Origin of the sequence: Halobellus sp., assembly GCF_042218505.1 — an archaeon.
GTDB lineage: Archaea > Halobacteriota > Halobacteria > Halobacteriales > Haloferacaceae > Haloquadratum.
This window is the reverse complement of record NZ_JBDGQZ010000013.1, coordinates 33,981-59,683: the sequence shown is the minus strand read 5'-3', so window position 1 is coordinate 59,683 and position 25,703 is coordinate 33,981. Positions and strand designations below refer to the sequence as shown.

At 61.6% G+C, this 25,703-nt stretch carries 22 protein-coding genes; 9 read left to right on the top strand and 13 right to left on the bottom strand.

Annotation, left to right across the window (positions count from 1 at the left end; all coding sequences use genetic code 11):
* From ABEI27_RS03690 to ABEI27_RS03680, 3 genes are all read right to left on the bottom strand, one after another.
* Window positions 1–927 carry an ABC transporter permease gene (locus ABEI27_RS03690; protein WP_375798061.1) on the bottom strand — a complete coding sequence of 309 codons (927 nt, stop codon included), beginning with the start codon at window positions 925–927 and terminating at the stop codon, window positions 1–3.
* Between the two features lie 15 nt (window positions 928–942).
* Window positions 943–2,634 (bottom strand): ABC transporter substrate-binding protein, encoded by a 1,692-nt coding sequence (locus ABEI27_RS03685; RefSeq protein WP_375798060.1) that lies wholly within the window; start codon window positions 2,632–2,634, stop codon window positions 943–945.
* A 303-nt stretch (window positions 2,635–2,937) separates the two neighbouring features.
* Window positions 2,938–4,359 carry an aldehyde dehydrogenase family protein gene (locus ABEI27_RS03680; protein WP_375798059.1) on the bottom strand — a complete coding sequence of 474 codons (1,422 nt, stop codon included), beginning with the start codon at window positions 4,357–4,359 and terminating at the stop codon, window positions 2,938–2,940.
* A 90-nt stretch (window positions 4,360–4,449) separates the two neighbouring features.
* On the opposite strand from ABEI27_RS03680, the gene ABEI27_RS03675 reads away from it, so the two are divergent.
* Both ABEI27_RS03675 and ABEI27_RS03670 read left to right on the top strand, forming a co-directional pair.
* Window positions 4,450–5,337 carry a DMT family transporter gene (locus ABEI27_RS03675; protein ID WP_375798058.1) on the top strand — a complete coding sequence of 296 codons (888 nt, stop codon included), beginning with the start codon at window positions 4,450–4,452 and terminating at the stop codon, window positions 5,335–5,337.
* A gap of 46 nt (window positions 5,338–5,383) precedes the next feature.
* Window positions 5,384–5,773: a hypothetical protein gene (locus ABEI27_RS03670; RefSeq protein ID WP_375798057.1), complete on the top strand. Its 390-nt coding sequence runs from the start codon at window positions 5,384–5,386 to the stop codon at window positions 5,771–5,773.
* Between the two features lie 7 nt (window positions 5,774–5,780).
* On the opposite strand, the gene ABEI27_RS03665 is transcribed toward ABEI27_RS03670, so the two are convergent.
* The 3 genes from ABEI27_RS03665 to ABEI27_RS03655 all read right to left on the bottom strand — a co-directional run bounded on the left by ABEI27_RS03665 (window position 5,781) and on the right by ABEI27_RS03655 (window position 8,534).
* The gene (locus tag ABEI27_RS03665) at window positions 5,781–6,917 is read right to left on the bottom strand and encodes an amidohydrolase family protein (RefSeq protein ID WP_375798056.1); all 1,137 of its coding nucleotides are present in this window, start codon (window positions 6,915–6,917) and stop codon (window positions 5,781–5,783) included.
* A 130-nt stretch (window positions 6,918–7,047) separates the two neighbouring features.
* Window positions 7,048–7,407 carry a Rieske (2Fe-2S) protein gene (locus ABEI27_RS03660; protein WP_375798055.1) on the bottom strand — a complete coding sequence of 120 codons (360 nt, stop codon included), beginning with the start codon at window positions 7,405–7,407 and terminating at the stop codon, window positions 7,048–7,050.
* Entirely contained in the window at window positions 7,404–8,534 is a 1,131-nt protein-coding gene (locus ABEI27_RS03655; RefSeq protein WP_375798054.1) for an amidohydrolase family protein, read from the bottom strand. Before ABEI27_RS03655 ends, ABEI27_RS03660 begins: the two co-directional genes overlap by 4 nt.
* A gap of 162 nt (window positions 8,535–8,696) precedes the next feature.
* On the opposite strand from ABEI27_RS03655, the gene ABEI27_RS03650 reads away from it, so the two are divergent.
* The 3 genes from ABEI27_RS03650 (at window position 8,697) to ABEI27_RS03640 (ending at window position 12,657) form a co-directional block, all read left to right on the top strand.
* On the top strand, window positions 8,697–10,379 hold the full coding sequence (locus ABEI27_RS03650; RefSeq protein ID WP_375798107.1) for a thiamine pyrophosphate-binding protein: 1,683 nt from the start codon (window positions 8,697–8,699) through the stop codon (window positions 10,377–10,379).
* An 81-nt stretch (window positions 10,380–10,460) separates the two neighbouring features.
* Window positions 10,461–11,450, top strand: a complete 990-nt coding sequence (locus ABEI27_RS03645) for a C-terminal binding protein (RefSeq protein ID WP_375798053.1) — start codon at window positions 10,461–10,463, stop codon at window positions 11,448–11,450.
* 70 nt (window positions 11,451–11,520) lie between these two features.
* Entirely contained in the window at window positions 11,521–12,657 is a 1,137-nt protein-coding gene (locus tag ABEI27_RS03640; protein WP_375798052.1) for an acyl-CoA dehydrogenase family protein, read from the top strand.
* A gap of 35 nt (window positions 12,658–12,692) precedes the next feature.
* Here ABEI27_RS03640 and ABEI27_RS03635 read toward each other — a convergent pair whose 3' ends face one another.
* Together ABEI27_RS03635 and ABEI27_RS03630 are read right to left on the bottom strand one after the other, a co-directional pair.
* On the bottom strand, window positions 12,693–13,880 hold the full coding sequence (locus ABEI27_RS03635; RefSeq protein WP_375798051.1) for an NAD(P)/FAD-dependent oxidoreductase: 1,188 nt from the start codon (window positions 13,878–13,880) through the stop codon (window positions 12,693–12,695).
* Window positions 13,870–15,255, bottom strand: coding sequence for an aspartate aminotransferase family protein (locus ABEI27_RS03630; RefSeq protein WP_375798050.1), 1,386 nt, complete (start codon window positions 15,253–15,255; stop codon window positions 13,870–13,872). Before ABEI27_RS03630 ends, ABEI27_RS03635 begins: the two co-directional genes overlap by 11 nt.
* Window positions 15,256–15,368: 113 nt before the next feature.
* Between ABEI27_RS03630 and ABEI27_RS03625 the strand changes: the two genes are divergently transcribed.
* The 3 genes from ABEI27_RS03625 (at window position 15,369) to ABEI27_RS03615 (ending at window position 17,976) form a co-directional block, all read left to right on the top strand.
* On the top strand, window positions 15,369–16,187 hold the full coding sequence (locus ABEI27_RS03625; RefSeq protein WP_375798049.1) for an enoyl-CoA hydratase/isomerase family protein: 819 nt from the start codon (window positions 15,369–15,371) through the stop codon (window positions 16,185–16,187).
* 206 nt (window positions 16,188–16,393) lie between these two features.
* Complete coding sequence (locus ABEI27_RS03620; RefSeq protein WP_375798048.1) at window positions 16,394–17,569, top strand: thiolase domain-containing protein; 1,176 nt, start codon at window positions 16,394–16,396, stop codon at window positions 17,567–17,569.
* A complete protein-coding gene (locus tag ABEI27_RS03615) occupies window positions 17,566–17,976 on the top strand; it encodes a Zn-ribbon domain-containing OB-fold protein (protein ID WP_375798047.1) in 411 nt (136 codons plus the stop codon). The genes ABEI27_RS03620 and ABEI27_RS03615 overlap by 4 nt, the downstream gene beginning before the upstream one ends.
* A 73-nt stretch (window positions 17,977–18,049) precedes the next feature.
* On the opposite strand, the gene ABEI27_RS03610 is transcribed toward ABEI27_RS03615, so the two are convergent.
* The 3 genes from ABEI27_RS03610 to ABEI27_RS03600 all read right to left on the bottom strand — a co-directional run bounded on the left by ABEI27_RS03610 (window position 18,050) and on the right by ABEI27_RS03600 (window position 21,996).
* Entirely contained in the window at window positions 18,050–18,982 is a 933-nt protein-coding gene (locus tag ABEI27_RS03610) for an SDR family NAD(P)-dependent oxidoreductase (protein WP_375798046.1), read from the bottom strand.
* Window positions 18,983–19,053: 71 nt separating this feature from the next.
* Window positions 19,054–20,724 carry a class I adenylate-forming enzyme family protein gene (locus ABEI27_RS03605; RefSeq protein ID WP_375798045.1) on the bottom strand — a complete coding sequence of 557 codons (1,671 nt, stop codon included), beginning with the start codon at window positions 20,722–20,724 and terminating at the stop codon, window positions 19,054–19,056.
* Between the two features lie 492 nt (window positions 20,725–21,216).
* Window positions 21,217–21,996, bottom strand: a complete 780-nt coding sequence (locus tag ABEI27_RS03600; RefSeq protein ID WP_375798044.1) for an IclR family transcriptional regulator — start codon at window positions 21,994–21,996, stop codon at window positions 21,217–21,219.
* 484 nt (window positions 21,997–22,480) lie between these two features.
* On the opposite strand from ABEI27_RS03600, the gene ABEI27_RS03595 reads away from it, so the two are divergent.
* The gene (locus ABEI27_RS03595) at window positions 22,481–22,879 is read left to right on the top strand and encodes a LysE family transporter (protein WP_375798106.1); all 399 of its coding nucleotides are present in this window, start codon (window positions 22,481–22,483) and stop codon (window positions 22,877–22,879) included.
* Between the two features lie 247 nt (window positions 22,880–23,126).
* Here ABEI27_RS03595 and ABEI27_RS03590 read toward each other — a convergent pair whose 3' ends face one another.
* On the bottom strand, window positions 23,127–24,107 hold the full coding sequence (locus tag ABEI27_RS03590) for an ornithine cyclodeaminase family protein (RefSeq protein WP_375798043.1): 981 nt from the start codon (window positions 24,105–24,107) through the stop codon (window positions 23,127–23,129).
* Between the two features lie 93 nt (window positions 24,108–24,200).
* Window positions 24,201–25,649 carry an aldehyde dehydrogenase family protein gene (locus ABEI27_RS03585; protein ID WP_375798042.1) on the bottom strand — a complete coding sequence of 483 codons (1,449 nt, stop codon included), beginning with the start codon at window positions 25,647–25,649 and terminating at the stop codon, window positions 24,201–24,203.
* Window positions 25,650–25,703: the final 54 nt, after the last annotated feature.

The window sequence follows — 25,703 nt, the reverse complement described above, 5'->3', positions numbered from 1 at the left end:
TCAGTCGTAGCGGATCCGCGGGTCGGCCAGACCGTACAGGAGGTCGGCGAGGAAGTTGCCGAGCATAATCGTCGTGACCAGAATCATCAGGATGGCGCGAACGACGGGGTAGTCACGTTTGAAGATGCTATCGACGAGCAAGTGGCCGACGCCGGGGCGGTTGAACACGATCTCGATCACCAGTCCGGACGCCAGAATGTATCCCAACCGGAGGCCGAACAGCGTGATAATCGGGATGAGCGCGTTGCGAAGCGCGTGCTTGAAGATGACGCTCCGCTCGGGGAGTCCGTGGGCCCGGGAGGCGGTGATGAACTTCTCGTTTAACGTCTCGATCATCGAAGACCGCATCACCCTGGTCTCGATCGCGCTACCCCGAAGCCCCAGGGCCACCGCTGGGAGGACGAGCAAGCCAACCGTCCCGTACCCGACGGCTGAGGCCCACCCCAGCTGTATCGAGAAGATCAGGATGAGGATGATCGCGAACCAGAAACTGGGGAAGGATATCGCCAGCAGCACGAAGCCCATCGAGAGGTAATCCCACGACGTGTGCTGCTTGACAGCGCCGATGATGCCGAACGGGATCGCAATGGCGTACGAGATGAACAGCGCCAGTGCGGAGAACCTGAGACTGATCGGGACGCGCAGAGCGATCATCTCGGTGACTGGGCGTCGCGTCGCAGCGGACAGTCCGAGATCACCCTGCAGCAGGTTCGCCATCCACGTCAAATACTGGATGTACAGCGGCTCATCGAGGCGCCACTTATTTCGCAATGCCGCGAGTTGTTCAGGACTCGCCCGGGGTGGTGCGAGCGTTGTGACAGGATCCCCCGGCGTGATCTGCACCAAAATGAACACGACTACCGATGCGATAAGTAGTTTGGGGACCAGTCCCAGCGTTCGCCTGACAATGTAGGATTGATAACTCATCGGTAGTCTGACAATTTACCACTCTTCGTTCACGACCGGCCACATTGGCGCCCCTTTGTAGTGCGGTTTCCAGTTCTGGACGTGGGAGCCCCAGGCGTCCGCCGCCTTGGGATACATCAGGTACACCATCGGGACCACGTTCTCGAGGAGGTACTTGTGGGCATCCTTGTACCGCTGGGTGCGTTCTTCGAGCGTCGTCGCGTTCTGTGCCCGATCAGTCAGTTCAGTCGCCCGGGGGAACTGTTGCCACGCGTTAGAGTTGAGATAGTACGAGTCCTCTGCGCTCTTGCTTGTCGCCCACCAGAGCTGGTCGGCGTTGCCCCAGTCGTAGAACGTCGACATCCCGGCGGCGAAGTTCCCGCTGCCGACGTCTTCTTTGAACGTCGAGGTGTCGGTCGTGCTGACCTCCATTTTGACGCCGATATCTTTCAACTGCTCTTTGATCAGGGTCGCGCGCCGCCGCGACAGTTCCGTATTCTGCGTCAGCAGGCTGAAACTCGCCTCGCGTCCGTTTTTGGTACTGACGCCGCCAGGGTTTACAGTCCAACCGTTCTCACTCATCACCGTCCGCGCCTGCTCGAGGTCGTAGGTGTAGTTGAACTCCTCGGGAATATCGTGTGCCTCGACAGACGGAACGAGGTAGTTCGGCGCGGGGTCGCCGACCCCATTGAAGACCACGTCGACGATCTGCTGTCGATCGATGCCGTATGAGATGCCCTTCCGCAGACTCAGGTCCTCTGCCAGCACTGGTGCCGTGCTGGTCTCCGGATTGAGGTTGAGCATAATAAAAATCTGCTCGGTACTCACCGGCGGCGTGCCGGTGTTGTACTGATCGCTCTCCTGGTAGTCCGGGAACTTCGAGTACGGGACGCCCGCGATCATCCCGTCGATGTCGCCGGCCTCGAACGCGGACGTCCGGGTGGCCGTCTCGGGATACGACTGGTACTCGAGCCGCTTCGGTCGGATGTCGCCCTCACCGCCGTACAGTTCCTCCTGCCACGGCTTGGGCCAGTCCCACTCTTCGTACCGCTCGAGTATCGCGTGGTCGGTATCGTGCTCGACCTCTTTGAACGGACCGGCGCTGACGACCTTACCACTCTGCCCGTACTGGTCGCCGTACTTTTCGACCGCTTCGCGACTGTGAATCTGTCCCCACGCGGATGCGAGATCCCAGAGGATGTAGGGATCCGGCGAACTGAACTGCACTCGAGCGCGATACGTGTCTTCAACCTCAACGCCATCGACGCTACTGACGATGTACGACGTGCCACCGCCGTTCGCGAGGAAGTCCGTGAGGTGCCACTTGACGTGTTCGGCGTCGAACTCTGAGCCGTCGTGAAAAACGACGTCGTCACGCAGGTCCATTACCAGTTCAGCGCCGTCATTCTCGAACGACCAGTCGGTCGCCAGATGTGGTTTAACAGCACCTTGCCGATCGAATGTGGTCAGCGTGCTAATAACTCGATAGTTGTGTGCACCGTCGTCTGCCGCCTTGCGGGTGTCCATTATCGATGGGACCGGTTCGGGAAGCCCGATCTTAACCGTTCCCCCGTCCCCGGTGTCAGTGCTGGTTTCACCACCGCTTCCGGTGTCTGTTGCAGTTTCGGTATCCAGACCCGTTGTTGCACCATCTTGACTGCTGCTACAGCCGGCGAGCCCAACGGCACCTAACAGTGCGCCTCTCCTGAGGAGTTTGCGTCGCCGCATAACGTATGCCATCTATGAACATAGAAATAAAAATGTTTCTACTACCGGAACCGCAAGCGGTTACTCACGCCTCCCGAGAGCTCGATTTCGTGCGCCGGAAACACTACAGATATGATGAGCGCCGCGTCGAGTCACGATGTTCAACTAGTATCAAACGTACGCTCCACGCGGCGGGCCACGTCGATTTATGAGTGTGATTTGATTCGTCGCCACCGCTTTGAAGCGCTGTATCACCGTGATCAGTGCACTAAGAACGCTCATCCACGGTCAATGAACTGTCGGCGGCTCTCTTGATCCGGTAATTCAGTCCCCGTAGTCGATGGCGACTGCCTTCACTTGTGTCATCGACTCCAGATGCCACCGACCCTTGTACTCGCCGCCGCTGCCGCTCTGCTTGAAGCCGCCAAACGGGAGTTGATGCTCCCAGAAGTTGTTCGTGCCGTTGACGACGACTCCCCCCGACTGGAGCCCGTCGATCACCCGGTGTGCATCCTGCAGGGATTCGGTGAACACGGCTGCCTGCAGGCCGTAGCGGGTGTCGTTGGCGACTGCCACTGCTTCCTCTCGGTCCGCGACGGAGATGAGCGGGGTGAGCGGTCCGAACGTCTCCTCGGTCGCCGCCTGCATCTCGGGCGCGACGTCCGCCAGCACCGTCGGTTCGATGTACCGATCGCCGATGGAGCCACCAGTGGTCACACGCGCCCCCGCCTCAACGGCCGCCGTGATCTGGCGCTCAGTCGTCTCCCTGATGTCGTCGTTGATCGGAGGCCCAACGTCAGTTTCCGCGTCGCGGGGATCACCGACGGTAAGTTCCTCTGTGCGCGCGGTGACTGCCGCCACCAACTCGTCGTAGATCGACTCGGTTGCGATTACGCGCTCGGTCCCCGAGCACGACTGCCCACAGTTGTAGTTGCTCCCGAGAACAATCGCGTCTGCTGCCCGCGACACGTCCGCGTCGTCCAGCACCAAGACCGGATCCTTCCCGCCGAGTTCGAGCAGACATTCGGCGCTTCGCTCTGCTGCGGTCGCCGCGATGCGCTGTCCGACCTCGGTGCTGCCGGTGAACGCCAGCAGTCGGACCGCCGGATGCCCACTCAGTGCCGCACCAACGGTACCCCCGGATCCGGGAATGAAATTGAATGCGCCGTCAGGAAGCGACGTTTCGGCGAACGCGCCCGCGATGTGAGTAGCCGTCAGCGCGGCCGCCGAAGCGGGGTTCCACGTAACCGGATTTCCCGTGACGAGCGCCGCCGACAGGTGGTCTGTCGGGATCTCGAACGGGTAGTTCCAGGGGGTGATGACCCCGGTCGGCCCGTAGGGCTCCCGCCGGGTGAAGTTGTGTCGGTCGTCGTACTGCGACCGCGTCACCTCACCGCAGAGCCGGACCGCATCGGCCGCGTACTCGCGGCCTGATCGGATGGCGCTCTCGACCTCCTCGCGGGCCTCGCTCGTTGTCTTTCCGACCTCCACGGTCATCGTGCTGACAATTTCGTCGGTCCGGTTCTCGATTGCATCCATCGCTGCGTTGATTGCCTCGGCCCGTCGATGCACGTTCATTTCGCGGAGTGTGTCCGAGGCGTCGACTGTCGCTTCGACGGCGTCGTCGACGTGGGCAGGGGTGCCGGCAGCGACCGTTTCGAGGGCACTTCCGTCGACCGGTGACGTCGGATTGATCTGCCCCGACTCCGGTTCGATCCACTCGTCGTTGATGTACAGGCGCCTCATCAGGGTGGAATGTGGTATACACTGTGATAAGTTTTTGTCGCCTCCTCGGAACGTTTTTCCCGACCCCGAGAGATCCGTCCAAAGGAACCGATGCCAGCCACGTCGTTCGTCATTGCACTGTCGCTCGTTTCGGGGGCGTTCTGGGGGGTGGGGCCCATCTTCTCGAAACTCGGGATGGAACGAGGTGGTCGGCCGACAAGAGCGACGCTCATCGTTCTCGTCGTCGGCGCGACGGTGTTCTGGGCCGCCCTGTTCGTTCAGGGGGCTGGCGAGGCGTCGGTAACCCGACTGCCCCCGGTGGACATCGCCGTCTTCGCTGTCTCGGGAATCATCGGAACCTCACTCGCGTGGCTGTCGTGGTTCAGGGGGATCAGACTGGTCGACGCGAGCGTCGGTAACGTCCTGTTTTACACGCAGCCACTCTTTGCGACGATTCTCGCAGCGGTTGTACTCGGAGAACAGTTGACCTCGGTGACCGGGGTGGGCGTCGTCCTGATCGTTCTTGGCGTCGGGTTGCTGTCGCTGTCTGGCGGCTCGGCCGTCCAGTTCCGGCTCTCGAAAGCGCTGTTGTTCCCGCTGGCGGCGGCGGTGTTCGCCGCCATCAGCAACGTAGTAAACCGCTTCGGGTTCCAGACGTCCACTGCGACGCCGCTTGAAGCCGCGGCGATCAACCTGACCAGCGCGTTGCCGTTTATTGTCGGCCACACCGTGAGCTACCATCGAGAGGCGCTGACGACACCGGACCGTTCTGACGTCTACTTCGTCTGCTCCGGTCTCGCCAACGCAGTCGCCGTCTTTGCGATGTTTACCGCGCTCGCGAACGGTCCGGTCGTGATCGTCGCACCGCTCGTGAGCACGTCACCGCTTTTCACGACGGCCCTGGCGTTCGTCTTCCTAACCGACGTCGAGACCGTAACCGCGCGAACCGTCGTCAGCGCGGTGCTGACTGTCGTCGGCGCAGCGATAACCGCGCTGTGAGTCTTCCGGGGTATCGTTATTATCGTTCGGCCGGAATATGGTGGCAATGACAGAAGACGATCCTCCGCGACCGGCGAATCTGCCCCCTGGATTCGACGAGGACGCCCCGTACGACGATGCCGACCTCGACGCATTCCCAGAGTGGTGGCGACGCAACGTCGAGGAGTTTCAGAGCCACGAGATGCGCCCGTACCGCCCGCCCCGGTTCGCCGATGGGACGGTCACAACGGAACTCATCGAGCGGTTGGAATCGACACACGGGGTCGATATCCGGATTCGGGCGGTCGATCCGCAGGACGGCGGTACCTGGAAGATTCTCGTGGATGGCGAGGCGACCGAATCAGTAGAACGAACGCGGACTGAAGCAGGCAACACGCGCTACGAAATCACCGCGACAGCGTTCGAGGCCGCCGTCGTCGACGCCGCCTCCGAGTGATTGCCCCTCAGAGCCCATAAACGCGCGCTGTGTTCTCAGCCATCACGGCTTCGAGTTCCTCCGCGGTGACCGTCTCCGCCAGCCGATCGACGACCGACTCGGGCAGGTCGGTGACTCCGTGCGGGAGGTCCGACCCGAACAGGACGTTCTCGGGACCGATCATATTCACCATCGCCGCGAACTGCGGGTCCCCTCCGGCGGGCTGATTCATCGGCTGCGTCGTCCAGTAGAAGGACTCTGAGAGGTAGGCGCTCGGGAGTTGTGAGAGCGCGGGGATCTCGTATCCGAGTTCGAGGTAGTGATCATCGAGTCGGTGCGTAAAGAACGGGACGAACCCGATCCCCGCTCCCTGGACGACGAAGTCGACGTCGTACCGTTCGGGAATCCCCTCGAAGAGAACCGAGGTGAGGTTGCGCATCTGGACGAAGCCGTGCTGATAGACGAAGTCCTCCGGGAAGGACTGCGCCCACCAGTACTGCTGTCCGAAACTCTTGTTTCCGACCGTCGATTTCATCGCAATCGGGAGGCCGTTGGATTCGGCCGCGTCGTACAGCGGTTCGTACTGGCGATGGCCCGGCGGCGGCAGGAGGCCGCTTGCGGGCAGTTGGATTCCGACGATGTCGTCTTCACCGGCGACTCTGTCGATCTCTTCGGCCGCCCGTTCCGGATGCTGCGGTGCCACAACGGCGTTCCCGACGAGGTTCGGACAGTCGTCGAGTTCCGAGAGCAACCAGTCGTTGTACGCACTCGCCAGCGCGACTGCGAAGCGGTCGTTGTTCACTTCGGCGAGGCCGAGGTTCAGCGTGGGGTTGACCACGCCGGTATCGATACCGGCCTCGCTAGCCCGGTCAGCGACCTCAGCGGCCCCGATAGTCTCGTCCACGTCGTCGTCAGCGACGGGATCGCCGTCGCCGTCGGTTCGTTTGTACTCGTAGAGCGGGTAACTGGACGGTCCGGCGTAGATCATATCGTGCCGCAGTTCGGTGAGTGAGATAACGCGGCGGGCGCCGGAAGACTCGTCCATATGGTTCAACAGCGCTTCGGGCGTCTCCTGTACCTGCGCGTCAGCATCGGCAATCCGATCGAGGTCCTCGACGCTCCCGAGTCGATCCGCTTTGGGAACCTGCAGGGCGTTGTCCAACATAGTACCGCGTTGCCATCCGGGCCACATAATAGTACCGCGGGACGGACTGTCCCGTATCGATTCGGTGGATAGCAGACACTATGACGTCGGAGGGGGAAGTTCGGCGGCTATCGTCGGGTATTGCGGCTAGTCACCGAACGGCGTAGACGATGCCGTTCTCGACCACGGCGTCGTACGTCGGGACGGCGTAGCGCTCGTCTTTGGGGCTTTGGCCGGTTTCGATGTCGAACATCCACCCGTGCCAGGGGCAGACGATGTACCGCTCTTCGTCGTCGTACACCCAGTCCCAGCCGTCCTCGTCCGTGGAGATACTCCCGCTGAGCGCCCCTTCACACAGCGGGCCAGCCTGGTGAATACAGTAGTTTGCGAGCGCGTAGTATTCGTTCTCGTGTCGGAACACGGCGATCTCCTGCCCTTCGACTTCGGCGATCACCCGTGACCCGTTCCCATCGAACTCGTCGACGTCAGCGATTGCGTATCGATCGGTCATTCGATGTCGTACACCTCGACCGCGTTTTCACCCATCATTGCAGCCACCTCGTCGGCGCTGAAGTACGCACGGACTCGGTCGAACAGTTCCTCGGGCGTGTCGAAATCGGGATGCGGCGCGTCCGCGGCGAACAGCAGATTCTCCGGGCCGACGAGTTCGACGAGCCACGCCAGATGCCGTGGCGTCTCGGCCGTATGCCCGAGCGGTTGCGTACACCAGTAGCACGTGTCGGAGACGTACTCGCTCGGCGGTGCCGAGAGCGCCGGTACCTCCGAGGGGAACTCGTGATAGGCCGTGTCCAGACGACTGATGAGATACGGAACGTAGCCGATTCCCGCCTCCTGAAACACGAACGTCAGATCCGGGAACCGCTCGGGGACCCCGTTCAGCAGGATCGACGTGGCGTTCGCAATGTGGGCGAACGGGTGTTGGGTGACGTGATCCTCGGCGTACGTCTCGGCCCAGTAGGACTGTTCCGGGAACGGCTTCATTCCCGCGCCGCTTGTGTGCATACTGATCGGCAGGCCGTTCGCTTCGGCCGCCTCGTAGATCGGGTCGTAGGAGACGTGACCGGCGGGGGGAACGAGCGCCGTCCCGAGGAGTTGGACCCCGGCGATATCGTCTTCGTCAGCCAGTCGGTCGATCTCCTCCGCAGAGCGGTGCGGATCTTGGGGTGCGACGATGAGGTTCCCCATCATATTGTCGTAATCGTCCAGTTCCGAGACGAGCCAGTCGTTGTAGCCCTGCATAATCGCGACGGCGTAGTCGCGCTCCCGAACGAAATTCAGATTGAGAATCAACGTCGGATTCACGACGGCCTTGTTGACGCCGATTCGCTCTGTCACCGCCGCCGTATCTTCCAGACCGGCGTCCTCGTAGAGCCCGGTGCTCCCGTCGTCCCGCTCTTTCATATCCTCGTAGAGGTACGTCGGCGTCGGGGAGTGATAGAGGTTCATCTCGCTCCCCGGTGCGGGCGACTGCTCGAAGAACCGCTCGAAGCGCTCGTGTCCGTCGTCGAGGTGAGATCGGATGTCGTCCCAGGAGGCCTGGGCGTGGGCGTCGGCGTCGACGATGGTTTCGAGTTCGTCGAGCGACGTCAGAGACTGCTGTTTGAGATTCTGTGTCATTGTAATAGTGTTTGCGAATCCGAATAAAAAGTGTTGCGACCAACCGACGCTTCCGGCGGCAGGGCCCGCATCCAGTTGACGAATCGGATTCGAGACTGCCCAGTCGGATCAGACTATTTTTATCAGTGGAGCACAGGCTGTTGATTGCTGTTGACAACAACCATGCAATCAGAACACACGACAGGAGCCACATTGCTCTTGGACGCGCTGGAGTCGTACGGCGTCACCCACCTCTTCGGGAATCCCGGAACAACGGAATTACCCATTATGCGTGCGGTCGCCGACTCAAATCTCGCGTACGTGCTCGGGTTACACGAAGACATCGCGGTCGGGATGGCGGGTGGATACGCGAGTGCGCGACGGTATCAGGCCCACCACGATCAGTCGATTACGCCGCTCGGGGTGGTGAACCTCCACGTCGCGCCGGGACTGGCGCACGGGCTCGGTAACGTCCAGAACGCGTCGTGGTCCGGCGCGCCGCTTCTCGTCACTGCGGGCAACCACAGTACCGACTTCCAGCACGAGGAACCGATTCTCTCGGGCGAACTCGCCGGGATGGTCGACGAATACTGCAAACTGAGCGCCGAGATCAGCGACGTCTCGAACGTGCCGACGATGGTCAGACGCGCGGTCAAAACGGCGTTGACGCCACCGACGGGGCCGGTGTTCCTCGGACTGCCGATGGACGTGATGAGCGCCGAGACGAGGGACACACCCGAGCGGTTGGGCGCGATCCCCGCCCCCGGACGCGGCGACAAATCACAGATCGACGCCGCGGCGACAGCGCTGGAGAGCGGCGACGATCCGGTGATCGTTCTCGGCGACAGGGTGGCGCGAGCGGGGCCAGGCGCTATTGAGGCGGCCGTGCGCCTGGCCGAGGCGACCGGATCCGCGGTGTACAGTGAAATGAACACTTGCGAGGTGAACTTCCCACCCGACCACGAGCAGTGGGTCTCGTATCTCACCCCGGATCCAGATATGGGACGTGCGGCGTTCGACGCCGACAGTCTGGTCTTCGTGGGATGCACGTCGAACACGCCGTACATTCCGTACGACGAACCGTACGTGCCGTCGGAGGCGACCATCGTGGGCATCGACGTTGACGACGCCGACATCGCGAAGAACGACCCCGCAGACGTCGTCGTCATCGGAAATCTGGAGTCGGTGATGCGGGAGATTGCCGATTCGGTGGAGGTGTCCGAGCAACGCCGACGAAGCCGAAGGCAGGACATCTCTGACCGGCGCTCGGAGGCGGCCTCGTTCCTCGGTGTCGCGGCCGAGACTCCGTCTGATGGGAACATCTCGAAAGAACTCCTGGCGGAGTACATCGCCGACGTCGCTCCGGACGGGTTCCTGGTCAACGAGAGCAACACCAGCAAGTTCGCGCTACTCTCTCGGTTCCAACCCGGTCCTGAGCAGTTCCTCTCGAACAAGAACGGCGGTTTGGGGTACAGTCTCCCCGCAACGGTTGGAGCGGCGGTCGCACACAGGGAGGACGGCGACGACCGCCCCATCGTCGGCTTCATCGGCGACGGGTCGTACCTCTACTACCCGCAGTCGCTCTACAGCGCGGCGCGGTACGACCTCGATCTGACGGTCGTGGTTCCAAACAACCGGAACTACCGGATTCTGAAAGACGGGATGCTCGACATCTACGGCGGGGTGGACGATGACTACGAGTACGTCGGGATGGACTTCGACACCGCTGTCGACCTAGCAGCGAACGCGGAAAGCCACGGCGCGAGCGGTTACCGTGCCGAGGGCGCGGCCGACCTGTCGGAGACGCTCTCCGCCGCTGTCGACGCCGACGATCCGGCCGTGGTCGATGTCCCCGTCCGCGACTGAAACGGGACTGGGCCACTGTTGCCTGGATTAGCGAGGATTTTGACCAAAGAAGTATGTAGCCTTCTGTTGAGTGTTCAGGTGATGGCTCCAGAGACACCTGTTCGAATCGTCCATATCGACCCGGACGGCTTCGAAGACGTAACGATCGAACGATCGACGCTGGCGACAGAACTCGGCTCAATCGACTTCGAGACCGTCGATACGGGTGGTGAGTCGATTGCCGACGACGTCGAGGCGGCCGACATCATTCTCACACACTACGCCGCAGTTCCGGCCTCTGCGATGGACGCGACGGGATGTTCCGTCGTCACGTGCTACGCTACCGGCGTCGACAACGTCGACATCGAGGCGGCCACAGAGCGTGGAATCCCCGTGACGAACGTTCCGAAGTACTGCGACGAAGAGGTCGGCGAGCACATCGTGACGCTGGCGCTGGCGCTGCGCCGCGGCCTGCCGCAGTTCGAGAACCACACCGCCGACGGCGGGTGGGACTGGCGAGCGGCCGACGCGGTCCGGACGGCAACGACCCAGACGCTCGGATTCTTCGCTTTCGGACGGAAGGCCCGCGTCGCGGCAACGAAAGCTGGGGCTTTCGGATTCGACATCGTCGCGCACGATCCGTACCTCTCGGCCGATGAGATCCGGGATTTCGGGGCGGAACCGGTCTCGTTTGAAGACCTCGTCGAGAACTCGGACGTGCTCTCGCTGAACGCCCCGCTGACGCCCGAGACCGAAGCGCGATTTGACGCCTCGGTGTTCGATCGAATGCCCAGGGGATCGATCCTGATCAACACGGCGCGGGGGAAACTGGTCGACGAAGCGGCGCTCGTAGACGCCCTCGACAACGGACCGCTCGCTGGGGCCGGCCTCGACGTGCTCGCGACCGAACCGCCTGAACCGGACAACCCGTTGCTTCATCACCCCGATACGATCGTGACGCCACACGCGGCGTGGTACTCGCCGGGGGCGGTCGAGCGGGTTCGACGGCGCGGGTCGCAGATTGCTGCCGCTGCGTACGAGGGCGAGGCGGTCGATGGCGTCGTGAACCCGGACGCGTTCGACGCCGCGTGAGTTCCCAGCGACGGCAGCCTCACCCGGCCGTCCCATACCTATATTTGCGTCCAGACCCTCGGTTTCACCTATGAGGTTGTCCGATGCGGAGTCCGAACTCCGGGAACGAGCCGCGACGTTCGCGGACGAGCACGTCGAGCCGGCGGCGGTCGAACACGAACGAAATGAGAAACACCCAACAGATATCGTCAGAGCGGCCGCCAGAGAGGGGCTGACAACGACGTCGCTCCCGGCAGAGTACGGCGGTGGTGGGCTGGGGATCACTGGAAGCCTGCTCGTGCGCGAAGAACTGTACGCAGCGGACCCCGGGATTGCCGAGGCGATTACGGGATCGATGTTCGGGTGCGAGATTATTGCGGACGATGGAACCGAAGCGCAGGCCGAGCGGTGGGTTCGACCGGTGACGAACGGCGAGGTGATCACGGGCGCGGCGATGACCGAGCCGCGTGGTGGATCCGACTTCGCAAACATCCAGACACGGGCCAGGCGGGACGGCGACGAGTACGTCCTCGATGGTGAGAAGATCTTCATCGGGAACGGCCACATCGCCGACGCCGTCCTCGTATTCGCTCGGACCAGCGATCCCGACCCGCCGCACCGTGGGATCTCCTCGTTTATCGTCGAGGCCGGAACCGACGGCTTCCATCGCGAACCGGTCGAGGGGTATGTGGGTCCGGGAGCGATGGCGCTCGGAGAACTCACGCTCGACGGGGCGCGGGTCCCCGTCGAAGCGCGCGTCGGTGAGGAAGGAGAGGGCTTCTATCAGGCGATGCGGACGATGAACGGGAGCCGCCTCGAAATCGCTGCGAGTTCCATCGGGGCCGCGCGTGGGGCGCTCGATCACACCATCGAGTACATCTCCGAACGCGAGACGTTCGGCAAGCCGGTCAAGGACCGCCAGGCCGTCCGCCACCGTATCGCTAACTACGAGGCCCGACTCGAAGCACTCCGGACGTTCACCTACAAGACGGCGCGGGATCTCGAAGAGAACGTCGAACTCGCCGAGGAGCCAGCGATGGCGAAACTGCTGGCTGCGCAGTTGGCCGAGGAGGTGGCGAGCGACGCGATCCAGTTACACGGCGGCTACGGCCTCATCGACGAGTACCGCGTCGAAGAGTACCTCCGCTGGTCGAAGATCGCACAGATCTACGACGGGACGAACGAAGTAATGCGGAGCATCATCGCCGAATCCGTGCTCGACGAATAGGGTGCGCCCGTCTTTCAGCCCGTTTTTTTGCGACGCTAAATCGAGACACTGCCGTCGTGAACGTCCGAGTGGCCCTCGAACCGACTGATGGAGACCGAATCGTAGTGCTGCGTCGGGTCGCCTTGGAGAATCTGCCGGCTCAGAACGTGTCCGACCGCCGGTGCGTGCTGAATTCCTGTCGCATTGTACGTCGCGACAAAAAGCCCCTCGACATCCGTCCAACCCACGATCGGATTCCCGTCGGGCGTCAAACTCCGCAGGCCGACCCACTGATCGCTGACTGTGGGATCGTCGAGGCCGTGAACGAGTCGCCCAACCGCATCCAGGATCTCCTGACGAAGCTGATTCGGGACCGCTTCGGGGATCTTCGGATCCGCCACGTCGGCAGCGGCGTCGTCGTAGTCGCCCTGATAGTGACCGGCGAAGAGTTGATGCTCGCCGTGCGGTCGGAGGTAGACTCCCGACTCGTGATGTGTGAGGCTGGGGTGTCGGTTCCCGGTCGGTCTGTCGAGCAGCACCCCCGGGGCGAAACTGTGGCGGACCGGAAGATCGACACCGACTGACTGGGCAAGCGTCGGGTTCCACGGGCCTGCGGCCAGCACCAGTTGATTCACCGGTGTGCGACCGCGATCGGTCTGAACTGCCTCGATAGATCCCGTGGCGTCGCGTTCGAGTTCGTGGACGCTCGCGTTCGTCCGGAATACCGCTCCGGCGTCCCGAGCGCGTTCCACGAACGTTGCAGCCAGCGAGGCCGGCGTCACGTACCCGTAGTTCGGCCAGAACCACGCAGCGGTGAAGTTATCGAGTCGGAAGTCCGGAATGAGCAGCGACGCATCCAGTTCTTTGCCGTCATAGAACTTGGTGAATGCCGAGTTGGGGCCCTCGTCGTCTGCCCCGAGCGACCGGTGCCGGCCGCGGAGTGCCGCACGTCCATCAGCCGTCGTCGCGACGGTGAGTCCCCCGAGCATTCGGTGTTGCACGTCGACGTCGGCTTCTCGAATCACCTCGTTATAGAGACGGATACTGCGTTTCAGGAGCGCCCTGTGTGCCTCCGTGTGGCTGGCCCGAACGCCGACGTATCCTGCTGACTTCGCGGTCGTTTCGGCGGCCACCTCGTCGCGTTCGAACACGACGACCCGGCGGTCGGATCGCTGCGAGAGAAAGTACGCCGTGCAAGCCCCAGTGATTCCCGCACCCACGATACCGATCGTCTCACCCGTCATACTCTCTCTCCTCGGTCACGGACTCGACTACGTCTTGGAGAATGTCCATTCCGACACGCGCCTGCTCGTCGGTGAGGACAAGCGGCGGGAGCAGTCTGAGGACGTGGCCCTCGATGCCGGCCGTCCAGACGACCAGCCCGCGCTGCAGACACTGTGTCTGGATCGACCCGACTACCTCCGGGAGTGGAGCGCCCTCGCTGTCACAGAACTCGGCCCCGATAAGCAGTCCCCGTCCCCGCACGTCGACGAGGCTGTGGCACTGCTGCTGCAGTTCTCGAAGGCGGTCCTGGAGGTACGACCCCGTCCGTGTCGCCCGATCGAGGAGGTCGTACTCGTCGATGTACTCGATCGCGCGGGTCCCCGCCACCATCGCCGGGACGTGTCCGCGGAACGTCCCCGCGTGTGCGCTCGGCCCCCAGGTGTCCAGTTCTTCCCGGTAGATGGTCGCCGACAGCGGCAATCCGACCCCGCCGATGGCTTTGCCCACCGTCATCGCATCCGGGGTGATCCCGGCGTGATCGCTGGCGAACCACTCGCCGGTCCGACCCATCCCGGTCTGGATCTCGTCGACGATCATAAGCACGTCGTGCGCGGCGGTGATTTCAGCCATTTCCGTCAGGAACCCCTCGGGAGGGACGATGACGCCACCGGATCCCTGGATGGGTTCGACCCAGATCCCCGCAGGCGGTTCGTCGAGACCGCCCGCCCGGCCGCTGAGGACGGCCCGAACCTCCGCTAGTGTAGCCTCGAGAGCTTCCTCCGGTGTCTCGTGGTTCTGCGGATTTGGATACGGAACGTGCGCGACGTCCGGGAGCAGCGGGGTGAAGTCGCTTTTGTACGAGGACCACCCCGAGAGACTGAGCGCTCCCATCGTTCCACCGTGATAGCCACGGTCGAAGCCCACGATCCCGCTTCGCCCCGTGTTGTACTTCGCCAGTTTGATCGACGCCTCGATGGCGTTGGTGCCCGTCGGGCCGCCGAAGGCGATCCGATTGTTGTCGGGCAGCGTTCCCGGCGCGATCGAATTCAGCGCGTCAAGGAACTCTATGCGGGCCTCGGTCGGAAAGTCGATCGTGTGTGCGATTGCATCCAGTTGCTCTTTCGCGGTTTCGACGACGTATGGGTTCGAGTGTCCGACGTTCGCGACGCCGATTCCCGCCGAGAAGTCGAGATAGACGTTGCCGTCGACGTCTTCGATTGTCGCACCTTGCGCCGAGTCGATTGCAATCGGCAACGACAGTGGATACGCGACAGTATTCGCCTCGGTGACCGCCTGTTTGTCGAGGAGGTCGCCGGACCGTGGACCGGGAATCGGTCCGGACAGATTGGGACGCTGAGACAAATGAAGCTCCTCAGGCGGAGGTGCGATTGGCATATGCACACACAGCAGCGCGAACCAGTAAATGATTGCGGCGAAATCACGGCCGAAACGGCGCTGTGACAACTGGTGAAGTTTTAGGTGGCTGTGGGCAGCAGGTTCAATCCGATATGGCGACGGATTACAGCGATCAGTTCGAAACGATCCGATGCCGGTTCAATGACGAGACCGGCATCGGTCGCATTGTCATCGACCGCCCTGACTCGTTGAACGCGATGTCGACGCGGACCCTCGAGGAACTCCCAACGGCGATCGAAACCTTCGATCAGGTCGACCGGGAGGCGGGTGGGATTTCGGTTCGCTGCGTCGTCATCTCCGGCGCCGGGGACGAGGCCTTCTCCGTCGGTGTCGACGTCGACGAGATCGGCGACGAACAGTACCCGTTCACCGCCTCGTCGTTCCGGGAGGCGCTGTTCAGCGTCGAATCGTTCGGGGCACCAGTGATCGCCGAAATCGACGGATACTGCGTCGGCGGCGGCCTCGAACTGGCCTTGATGTGTGATTTCCGGATTGCCAGCGACGACAGCGAACTTGGGTTTCCCGAGGTAGACCTGGGCATCTTCCCTTCCGGCGTCGGGACGACACAGCGGCTTCCGCTGCTCGTCGGGCCGAGTCGAGCCAAGGAACTGTGTATGACGGGGGCGTTCCTGTCCGGGGCCGAGGCCGCAACGGAAGGGCTTGTCAATGAATCCCATCCGGCCGAGGCGCTCTCCGACGCCGTAGATGCCTTCGCAGGCGAACTCGCTGGGAAGCCGCCGCTCGCGCTCCGAGCGATCAAGGATACCATCAACCAGTCGCGCAACGTCGGTCTCCGCGACGGGATCGAATACGAGTACCAAGCGTATCTTCCGCTCTTGGATACCGATGATTACGAAGAAGGTGCCGCGGCTTTCTCCGACGATCGAGACCCCGAGTGGCAGGGGAAGTGAGGGCGACCGCCTGCCGACGGCAATCGGCAGTTATCGACGGCAGAACCGAGTTTGGGGAGGTACAGCGTGAACCTCGCAACTGGGCGCTCCGTTCTCTTGTCTTCCTGATGCACCCGAACACTAATCACCTCCCGCTCGTACCATTGAGTGGTGACTGAGACGGCCATATGAGCGGTCGTGCAGTTACCGGAGGATACGAACCACCAATGAGTACGAGCTCGGACGCTACGGCCTACATTGCAGGCGTTTTTGAACATCCCACACGAGAGGCACCGGAGAAGTCCATCCCACAGTTACACGCGGAGGTCGCCGCTGGCGCGCTCGACGACGCCGGGCTTGCGCCGGACGACGTGAACGGGTATCTCACAGCGGGTGAGAACTACCAGGTCGGTCGCTATCCACCGCTGGCGATGGCCGATTACCTCGGCCTCGACGTATCGTACTTCGACTCGACCGACGACGGCGGGTCGGCCTACGTGAACCACGTCGGGGAGGCCGCGAGTGCAATCGCCGACGGCAAGTGTGACGTCGCCTTGGTCACGCTCGCGGGGCGGATGCGGACCGACGACCGATCCCATCCGGAGCACGACGAGATGATTCTGCAGGAGAATTTCGAGTCGGTCTACGGGGCCGAGACGCTGCCCCAGTACGCGCTCGCCGCCCGGCGACATATGTACGAGTACGGGACCACATCCGAACAACTCGCCGAGATTCGGGTCGCAGCGTCGCAGCACGCCCAGCACAACGAGTACGCACTGTATCAGGACCCGGTAACCGTCGAGGAGGTCGTCGACTCCCGGATGGTGAGTGATCCACTCCACCTGCTGGATTGCTGTGTCATCTCCGATGGCGCCGGGGCGTTCGTCGTCGTATCGGACGCAGTGCGACAACAACTTGACCGCGAGTGTGCGGAAATTCTCGGACACGCCGCGGCGGTCAACCACCACGACGCTGGCCGGATCGACCTCACCGAGACCGCCGCACGGAAGTCCGGTCCCCGGGCCCTCTCGCGAGCGCGCGTCGATCACGACGACGTCGATTACGTCTCGATATACGACTCGTTCACCATCACCGTGCTCCAGACGCTCGAAGACTTGGGCTTCTGCGAGAAAGGTCGCGGTGGTGAATTCGTCGAAGGAGGGACTCTTCAGGCGCCACACGGCGAACTCCCGTTCAATACGGATGGCGGTGGGCTCTGTTCGAACCACCCCGACCGCGGCGGGATGACGAAGGTGATCGAGGCGGTCCGACAGGTGCGGGGGGAGGCCAACGAGCCAGTACAGGTGCCTGACGCCTCCGTCGCCCTCGCGCACGGGACGGGCGGCTATCTGGGTACGAGACACGCGGGTTCGACGGCCGTACTCGGGAGGGTCGATCGATGATCTGGGAGCCTCGACCGGTGCCGGCTGTCACCCCCGAGACGGCACCTTACTGGGAGGCGGCGGCGGACGAGACCTTGTTACTCCGACGATGCACTGCCTGCGAACTCACGTTCTACTACCCACGGGCGCGGTGTCCGGACTGTCTGGGCGACGACGTCGAGTGGACTGAAGCCAATGGAACAGGGACGGTGTACGCACATACCTCGACGAACGTCGCCGCGTGGCCGGAGGACGACCTCCCGCTCGTGCTCGCGTACGTCGAACTCACCGAAGGACCGCGGATGCTCACTACTCTCGCGGAATGCGATGCGGACGCAATCGAAATCGGCACCGACGTCGAAGTATCGTTTATCCCGACCGAGAGCGACGACGTGTCGATTCCGGTGTTCGAACCGACCGACGACTAGTCGCTCTGGCGGTGGGTTCGATTGCCTCCGCTGGATCCCACTGCGACACACGACGCACGCGACGGCCAACGGGTCAGTTTTGAACGTTCGGGATGCTCGGCTTCGATGTCCGCTTGGTCTCGTAGCCGTCGGTGAGGTTCTCCCAAGCGTCGGCAATCTGCTCGGGCGTCCAGCCGCCCGTTTTGGTGTCTGCTGGGACTTCCTTGATGATCTTCCGCACGCGGTCCGGGTCGGTGATGAACGACAGTTCGCCCGATCCCATACCGACTGTGCAGCCGGTGATGTCCGTCGCCGCCTCGCTTGCCAGGAATGCTGGGAGCGGTGCCACGAGTTGTGGGCCGTGCGTCTCGTCGGTCATCCCGTCCGGTTGGTACTCCTCTGGAATCGATTTGTACATTCGCGTGTACGCTTCGGGCCAGAGACTGTTTACCCGCACGTTGTATCGCTCCAGTTCCTGTGCGCAGTTCCGAACGAGACCCAAGACGCCAGCTTTCGCGGCGGCGTAGTTCGGCTGACCAGCCCAGCCAATCGCGGCGGAACTGGACACGCCGAGGAACGACCGCTGGCGCTCGAACTCCTCTTCCTCGTAGCGCGACTTCCACTGCTGTGCGGCGTTCCGGAGCAGCGAGAAGTGCCCCTTCAGGTGGACGTCGATCACTGCGTCCCACTCTTCCTCGCTCATATTGAAGATCATCCGGTCGCGGAGGATGCCGGCGAAGTTGGTGATGCTGTGGACGGCTCCGTACTCGTCGACGGTATCCTGGATCAACTGGTCGGTGTACTCCAGATCGGTGATATCGCCGTAGTGGGTCATCGCCTCTCCACCGGCGTCGACGATCTCGTCGACCGTCTCTTGAGCCGGTTCCACGTCCTGACCCTCGCCCGAGAGGTCGGCACCAAGGTCGTTGACGACAACCGCTGCTCCCTCGTCGGCCATCAGTTTCGCCGTCTCCTCGCCGATACCCCGACCTGCTCCTGCGACGATGCAGACCGTATCTTCTAACATTCCGTCTATGACATACTCTGCCCGGCGAATAAGTTTTTCCCACAGTGCGGAACACTACCGAGTCTGCCGGCTCAGCCGCCGAATTTGATCCCGAACTGCAGCGGCTTCGGAACGAGTTCCTGTCGTTCGAGTTTCCCGTTCTGATTCCGCGGGAGTTCGTTGACGACCCGAAAGATGTCCGGGACTTTATACTCCGCGAGGTGCTCCTCGCAGGCCGCGATGAGCATCTCCTCGGTGACGCGGTGTTGCTCTTCTGGCGCGACGACAGCGATGATCCGCTCGCCGAGTACGTCGTCTGGGAAGGAGGCGACGCCGGCCTCCCGAACCCCCGGGACAGAGAGGAGCGCGTCCTCGACTTCCACCGGGTAGACGTTCTCTCCGCCCCGGATCATCATATTCCCTTTGCGTCCGCGAAGCCTGATGAACCCGGATTCGTCGATGACGCCGATATCGCCAGTGAAGTGCCACCCCTCGTGAAACTCCTCTTCAGTCCCCTCTGGCGAACTCAGATACCGCTGGGCGACGAAGGGACCGTACATCGCCAGTTCGCCGATCTGTCCGGGCGGGAGTCGGTTCCGATCCTCGTCGACGACGGCGAATTTCGTCGTCGGCGTCGGCATTCCGACGACCTCAGGATTGGCGTCGATGTATCGGTCCGGAATCATCGCGGCGATGCCGGCGAAGTTCTCGGTCTTACCGTAGGAGTGATACAGTTTGAGATTGGGAAACGCCGACCGAATCTTCGGAATCGCGTCGGGTGGCATCGGCGCTCCCCCGTACGCAAACTTCTCTAAGGAAGACGCATCGTACTCCTCCTCGTCAGCCTTCTCGGCTGCCAGGATGATGTGTGTCGGGACACCCATACAGTAGTTGACGCGCTCGGAGTGGATCGAACGGAGGAAGCGCTGCGGACCGTACTCTCGCATTATCACCCCGGTACCGTTCACGACAATCGCTGTGAGAAGGCCGCAAACCAGTCCGGTGACGTGGAACAGCGGCGAGGGGACGAGGAGCCGACTCCCCTGCTGGATATCGTGGACATAAGCGTTGTTCAACGCAGCGTTGACGCCGTGGAAATTGTCGATTGGGACGGCCTTCGGTTGCCCCGTGGTCCCGGACGTGTACATCACAGTCAACAGGTCTTCCGGTGTTGTCGCGGACTCGTCGAAGTCACTCCTTGTATGGCTCATCAGGCCGCCGTACGACTGTCCCGCACCGCCCGCTTCGAGGATGACTGTCTTACTGTGTGGAGGTTCGTACCCCGACTGCTCCAGTTTGTCGGCGTAGTCTTCGTCAGCGAGAACGAGGTCCGGGGTGCCGTCGGCGAACATATCGCGGATCTCCTCGGGGGAATGGCGGGTGTTCAGCGGACTCACGACGGCACCGATCCGTGCTGCGGCGAGAAGCGACTCCACGAACGCCAGCCGACTGTCGAGGAGGAAGACGATCCGGTCACCCATCGAGATCCCCTCCGATCGCAGCCCATCCGCCAACTGATCGACGCGGTCGGCCATCTCTCGGTACGTGACCCGCACATCCGAGGCGGGGAAGACGACGAACTCCCGCTCCGGCGTTTTGGACACCGCCGTCGCGAAGAGTTCGAACAGCGACTCCGGCCGGTTCTCGAAGGCCCGAACCGTCTTTCCACGATGTTCGGTCACTTCGATTCCGGTGAAGGCATCTAATCGGTGCGTTACGACGTTATCGTCCCAGACGATGGTGTCGTTGGTAAAGTCCTGCATCACGAACCCCTACCGCAGCGTATGTACCTCATATGCTGAACGGGCGTCAAAAGTGTATCGCCGTATCAACTCATTTGAATGTGAGTATGCCGTGCGAGTCCGTTGTTTGTATTTTACAAACACACTGCGCAAGTATGTCACACGACGATTACTCCGAGTGAGGGCACAGAGCGGTGACTGATACCGGGTTTCGGTCCCGGAGTATCCCATCGAGATTGGCAAACAGACCCGATTCCAACCAGTTCCAAGTCGGTCCACATTCGCCGATTAGACCCGAGAGAACTGAACTGGTTATAAATTCTCAATTGGTTACACCGTTTTCGTGGCCGAACGCGTCTAAAAAAATCGGGAGCTGTTGACATATACAAACACGAGGGTCGCTTCTATCGGAGACGTCCGTATGCTGGAGAACACTCAGCGTTATCGCAGTAGTAATAACAGTTGTACGTGTGTTACTTGAACACCGAGTGGCCTTGGTGCTCGCCTGGGCCGCTACTCCCACGGTGACGACACCGACCCGCGAAGCTCGATCTCGTTGATAACGCCGCGAATGAGTTCCGGAAGCGTCTCTTTGTAGTACTCGTCAGGCATCCGGTTCTTCGGCCCACCGATAGTGATCGATCCGATCGTCTCGCCGTCTAATGTGACAGGCGCTCCTACGGCGCGGTACCCTTCGATCGCCTCCTCATCGTTGAACGCCACTCCCTCGTCGCGCACCTGTTCAATCTCAGACAACAGCTCTTCTTTGTCAGTTATCGTCTGTGGGGTGTACGCGGGTAGCCCGTGATTTTCGATAATGTCTGATACTTGAGTATTGCTGTAGCCAGATAATATTGCCTTCCCCCCGGCGTGAGCGTTCATATATTCCCGATTGCCGATTCGACCGCGGAACTTGGTATTCAGATTCCGATCGCCCTCGATGATGTCCAGCGTCACCAACTTCCCGTTGTCCTCGCTCGTACACCACCCGATTTCACCAGTCTCATCCACGAGATCACGGAGTGAGGGCCGCGAAACCTCGATCATTGGATGGTTGTCCCGAGCGTACATTCCGTGATCCAAATATTTCAGCCCGATGTGATACGTCTGATCGCGTTTGGTTACGTATCCTTCCTCCCGGAGCGTCATCAGATACTGATACGCCGTGCTCCGGCCGATATCTAGCTGATCGGCGATCGCGCTGGCGCCGGCTCCATCCAGTTCCTGGAGCGCCTCTGCGATGCGATGCGCCGTCTCCAGGGACTGTATTTTCCGTGGGGACTCGTCGGCCATACGTTCGTGTTTGTATGCTGCTACCAAAGTTTGCACGGTGGTGGTATATCGAAGGACTGGGAAGTAGTCGTAGGGTAATAATTTTAATATTATCGCGTAGCTACTAAAAATATTATATAATTATCTGCCACAGTCAAAATCTGATGAAGCGATACACGTTTAGCAGTCCCCTTTCAGTAATCTCTGGCCGGGGAAAGAGGCATATGTATGCGCGACGGGCTCCGAATTCAACTGTCTAATCGGAGTAGCATATGTCTGCGACTGCATTTGCACACGGAATCGTTCTCGCAACCGGTCTCATTATTATACTCGATCCGCAGAACGTCTTCGTCTTTTGACAGGGTGTAGTGCAGCCGAGTCTCACTCGGGCACTTCCGACTGTACTCACTACGGGCATCTCCGAAATACTATTAATTATGCTCGCGGTTCTGTGCGTTTCAGTCGTGGTTCTCCAGTTTGCGTGGTTGCAGACCGTGCTGTTTGGATGTGGGTTCGTCTTCCTTCTTTACATCGGATGGGCCCTGTACTTCTCACCGACGCCCGACGTGGATCCACAGACAGGGGAGCTCCTCGGAACACGAGAACAAGTGGGGTTCACAGCGTCCGTCTCATTGCTGAATCCGCTGCAATCTTGGATACTGTCGGTGTGATCGGGACCAATGCACTGGCGTATTCGAGGCTCAACCGCTGGATATTCACCGCAGGTTGCCTGGTGGTTTCGTGGGGATGGGTTAGCGGACTCGCCGTCGCGGGAAAGGCACTCGGAGCATCGACGCACGCTGACAGATGGATGCGGTATCTGAACACAGTTTCGGCAGTCGTCGTTTGGATTGTCGCGCTCTACCTGGGCTGGCAACTCGTCGGGTTAGTGGGAATCGTCTAGCGGAATACTACCGAGTGATGAATCCGAAGCGAGGAACGCGCTTCGTTTGACTCGTCTATGTGTCTTCAATTCACATCGGGCAAACACGGTACAGACCGCAAATTTGTTTTCGGACGCACGGCTTTTCAACAACCACGTTAGCGGGCCGACGTAGTCCGATGATAAGGGATTATGGCCACTCTTGCGGCTCTGCGGCAACAGGCGACGATGGGTGCCGCGATCGGTGATGAACCTGGTATGGTGCGTCTCAGATGAAGGAGAACTCACTGATGTCGGTCGCTGTGTCCCCGTTGTGGATTCGCTGGGCGAGCGCGATGTCGAGCGCACCCAGTCCGATCGGAACGAACAGCGTAGAGTCATCGAGATCGATCTCGCCGCTGTACCCACCGGTGAGCACCGATCCGATCGTGGCGTCGATGTCGTCTTCGGTGAGTGCGCCTCTCGCCGCGGCATCGGCTAGGGCCCCGCGCTGTAAGCACTGATCCACCTGATCGACGACGACGTGATCCGCGGCGAAGATGGCCTCGTCCGTGAGCTCCCGATACGAGCCCAACGCGATCACGAACGACGCATCGTCGAGCCACTCGGACTCCAGTACAGGCGTCTTGGAATCCGTGACAGTGATCACGGCCGCTTGACTGGCTGCCTCGGTCGCGGAATCTGCGACGGTCACGGTCGCATCGGTCTGCGGGTTCAGTTCCGCTGTAAACTGCCGTGCGGACTCCGCATCCACGTCGTACACCCGAAACTCGTCGACGTGAGTGAGACTGTCGATAGTCGAAACCTGAAAGCCGGCCTGAAACCCGGACCCGAAGAGACCAATCGTCGACGGTATATCAGAGACCAGGTGCTGCAAGCCGACGACAGATTGCAGCGCAGTCCGAACCCCCGTCACGTACATTCCCTCCATTACGGCGGTGAATCGCCCCGTGTCGAGGTCGAATAGGAGAATCTGCGAACTGATCGGGATCTCCGTGTCGAGATCCCACGTCGCAACGGCCCACTTCATCCCCGCGACGTCGAGCCAGTCGACGTACGCGGGCATATCGATGGAGAACGCGTTACGATCGGGCCACTCCCCGTCGTCGCCGAGATGCATCGTGAGTTTCGGGGGGTTCAATACACGCTCTCTGGCGAGTTCAGCGTACGTCTTTTCAACCGTCGCCAACGAGTCGGCGAGATCCAGGTGAGCACGGACGTCTTCTTTGGCGTATAGTTTGGTAGTCATCGTCTGTCAGTGAGTCGGGTTGATCGTCGTTCCAGGGGTCGCGTCAGTCCGATCGGACAGCACCGAGACGGCGAGCGGTCACTCGACCGGGTTTCACGGATCGGTTCGGTACACCACCTTCTCGTGGGTGTAAAACTCGTAGGCGCGCTGGCCCATCTCTTTCTTTTGTTCCGACGAGGAGGCCTTCATCCCTCCAAACGGCATCTGAATCTGCGATCCAGTGGTCGTCCCGTTCACTTTGATCACGCCGGCTTCGGCCTGCTCGGTGAACTTCCGTGCGGCCGCCATATCCGAAGTGAAGATGCTGGCCGAGAGGCCGAAGGCGACGTCGTTAGCGACCGAGACGGCCTCTTCGTAGTCACCGACTTCCATCACTGAGAGCACTGGACCGAACACTTCGTCCTGAGCGATCTGCATTTCGGACTCGACGTCACCGAAGACGGTCGGCTCGATGAAGTAGCCTGCCTCGACGCCATCGGGACGACTCCCGCCGGTCAGGAGCGTCGCCCCGTCGTTGGCGGCGATGTCGACGTACTCGAAGTTGGTCTCGTCCTGATCGGCCGACACCGCGGGGCCCATATCCGGATCGTCCATCCCGGGACCGACCGACAGCGATTTGGCCCGTTCGACGACTGCATCTGTCAGTTCGGCGGCGACGTCCTCGTGGACGATCAGGCGACTCGTCGCGGTGCAAGCCTGTCCGGTCAGCCCGAAGGCCCCGGCGATTGCGGCGTCTGCGGCCGCTTCGAAGTCCGCGTCCGGGAGTACCACGAGCGGGTTCTTTCCACCCATCTCGGTCTGCACCGGAATCCCACGATGTGCAACGGACTCGGCGATGTGCTGGCCGGTCCCAGTCGAACCGGTGAACGAGATCCCGTCGATCTGTTCGTTGGTCGTGATCTCATCACCGACAGTCGATCCCGGCCCGACAACCAGATTCAGTACGCCGTCCGGCACGCCCGCCTCCTCGAGCAGTTCGACGAGTCGCTTTGCGATCATCGGCGTCTCCGAAGAGGGTTTGAACACGACTGTGTTGCCGGTTATGAGCGCCGTGGCGAGTTTCCAGGAGGGCGTCGCGATAGGAAAGTTCCAGGGTGTAACGAGCGCGACGACCCCCAGCGGTTCCCGGAAGGTGTAGGTGAACGTCTCCGGGTCGTTCGAGGGCACCGTATCGCCCGTCGCGGTCCGTGCGTAACTCGCGAAGAAGCGGAAAATCTCCGCGGCTCTGGACACCTCGGCGCGACTCGAAGAGATCGGCTTCCCCTCCTCGCGGGTGAGCGTCGTCGCGAGTGAATCGAGGTTGTCCTCGATGCGGTCGGCGACGTCATAGAAGATTGCATCCCGCTCGTCAGGCGTCGTTGCCGCCCACTCGTCGCTGGCGGCCCTGGCTGCCTCGACCGCGGTTTTCGCCTGTTGCCTGTCCGCCTGCTGGAACGTGATGACGGGGTCGTCGGGGGCCGCTGGATCACGAATGGTGAGTTGTTCGTCGCTTTCGCCGTCGATCCACGCACCGTCGATGTGCTGGTATTTCGTATCAGTCATAGCCTGTCAGTCGTGATGGACGCTGTGCCGACTCAAATTGCTGGCACCCGCGTG

Excerpts from the sequence above, each read along its gene's own strand:
- ABEI27_RS03630 (WP_375798050.1), bottom strand. The coding sequence starts at position 15,255 with ATGCCAATCGCACCTCCGCCTGAGGAGCTTCATTTGTCTCAGCGTCCC.
- ABEI27_RS03665 (WP_375798056.1), bottom strand. The coding sequence starts at position 6,917 with ATGTTGGACAACGCCCTGCAGGTTCCCAAAGCGGATCGACTCGGGAGC.
- ABEI27_RS03600 (WP_375798044.1), bottom strand. The coding sequence starts at position 21,996 with ATGGCCGACGAGTCCCCACGGAAAATACAGTCCCTGGAGACGGCGCAT.
- ABEI27_RS03670 (WP_375798057.1), top strand. The coding sequence starts at position 5,384 with ATGACAGAAGACGATCCTCCGCGACCGGCGAATCTGCCCCCTGGATTC.
- ABEI27_RS03640 (WP_375798052.1), top strand. The coding sequence starts at position 11,521 with ATGAGGTTGTCCGATGCGGAGTCCGAACTCCGGGAACGAGCCGCGACG.
- ABEI27_RS03655 (WP_375798054.1), bottom strand. The coding sequence starts at position 8,534 with ATGACACAGAATCTCAAACAGCAGTCTCTGACGTCGCTCGACGAACTC.
- ABEI27_RS03620 (WP_375798048.1), top strand. The coding sequence starts at position 16,394 with ATGAGTACGAGCTCGGACGCTACGGCCTACATTGCAGGCGTTTTTGAA.
- ABEI27_RS03685 (WP_375798060.1), bottom strand. The coding sequence starts at position 2,634 with ATGCGGCGACGCAAACTCCTCAGGAGAGGCGCACTGTTAGGTGCCGTT.
- ABEI27_RS03690 (WP_375798061.1), bottom strand. The coding sequence starts at position 927 with ATGAGTTATCAATCCTACATTGTCAGGCGAACGCTGGGACTGGTCCCC.
- ABEI27_RS03660 (WP_375798055.1), bottom strand. The coding sequence starts at position 7,407 with ATGACCGATCGATACGCAATCGCTGACGTCGACGAGTTCGATGGGAAC.
- ABEI27_RS03635 (WP_375798051.1), bottom strand. The coding sequence starts at position 13,880 with ATGACGGGTGAGACGATCGGTATCGTGGGTGCGGGAATCACTGGGGCT.
- ABEI27_RS03605 (WP_375798045.1), bottom strand. The coding sequence starts at position 20,724 with ATGCAGGACTTTACCAACGACACCATCGTCTGGGACGATAACGTCGTA.
- ABEI27_RS03595 (WP_375798106.1), top strand. The coding sequence starts at position 22,481 with ATGTGGGTTCGTCTTCCTTCTTTACATCGGATGGGCCCTGTACTTCTC.
- ABEI27_RS03585 (WP_375798042.1), bottom strand. The coding sequence starts at position 25,649 with ATGACTGATACGAAATACCAGCACATCGACGGTGCGTGGATCGACGGC.
- ABEI27_RS03680 (WP_375798059.1), bottom strand. The coding sequence starts at position 4,359 with ATGAGGCGCCTGTACATCAACGACGAGTGGATCGAACCGGAGTCGGGG.
- ABEI27_RS03650 (WP_375798107.1), top strand. The coding sequence starts at position 8,697 with ATGCAATCAGAACACACGACAGGAGCCACATTGCTCTTGGACGCGCTG.
- ABEI27_RS03610 (WP_375798046.1), bottom strand. The coding sequence starts at position 18,982 with ATGTTAGAAGATACGGTCTGCATCGTCGCAGGAGCAGGTCGGGGTATC.
- ABEI27_RS03615 (WP_375798047.1), top strand. The coding sequence starts at position 17,566 with ATGATCTGGGAGCCTCGACCGGTGCCGGCTGTCACCCCCGAGACGGCA.
- ABEI27_RS03675 (WP_375798058.1), top strand. The coding sequence starts at position 4,450 with ATGCCAGCCACGTCGTTCGTCATTGCACTGTCGCTCGTTTCGGGGGCG.
- ABEI27_RS03645 (WP_375798053.1), top strand. The coding sequence starts at position 10,461 with ATGGCTCCAGAGACACCTGTTCGAATCGTCCATATCGACCCGGACGGC.
- ABEI27_RS03590 (WP_375798043.1), bottom strand. The coding sequence starts at position 24,107 with ATGACTACCAAACTATACGCCAAAGAAGACGTCCGTGCTCACCTGGAT.
- ABEI27_RS03625 (WP_375798049.1), top strand. The coding sequence starts at position 15,369 with ATGGCGACGGATTACAGCGATCAGTTCGAAACGATCCGATGCCGGTTC.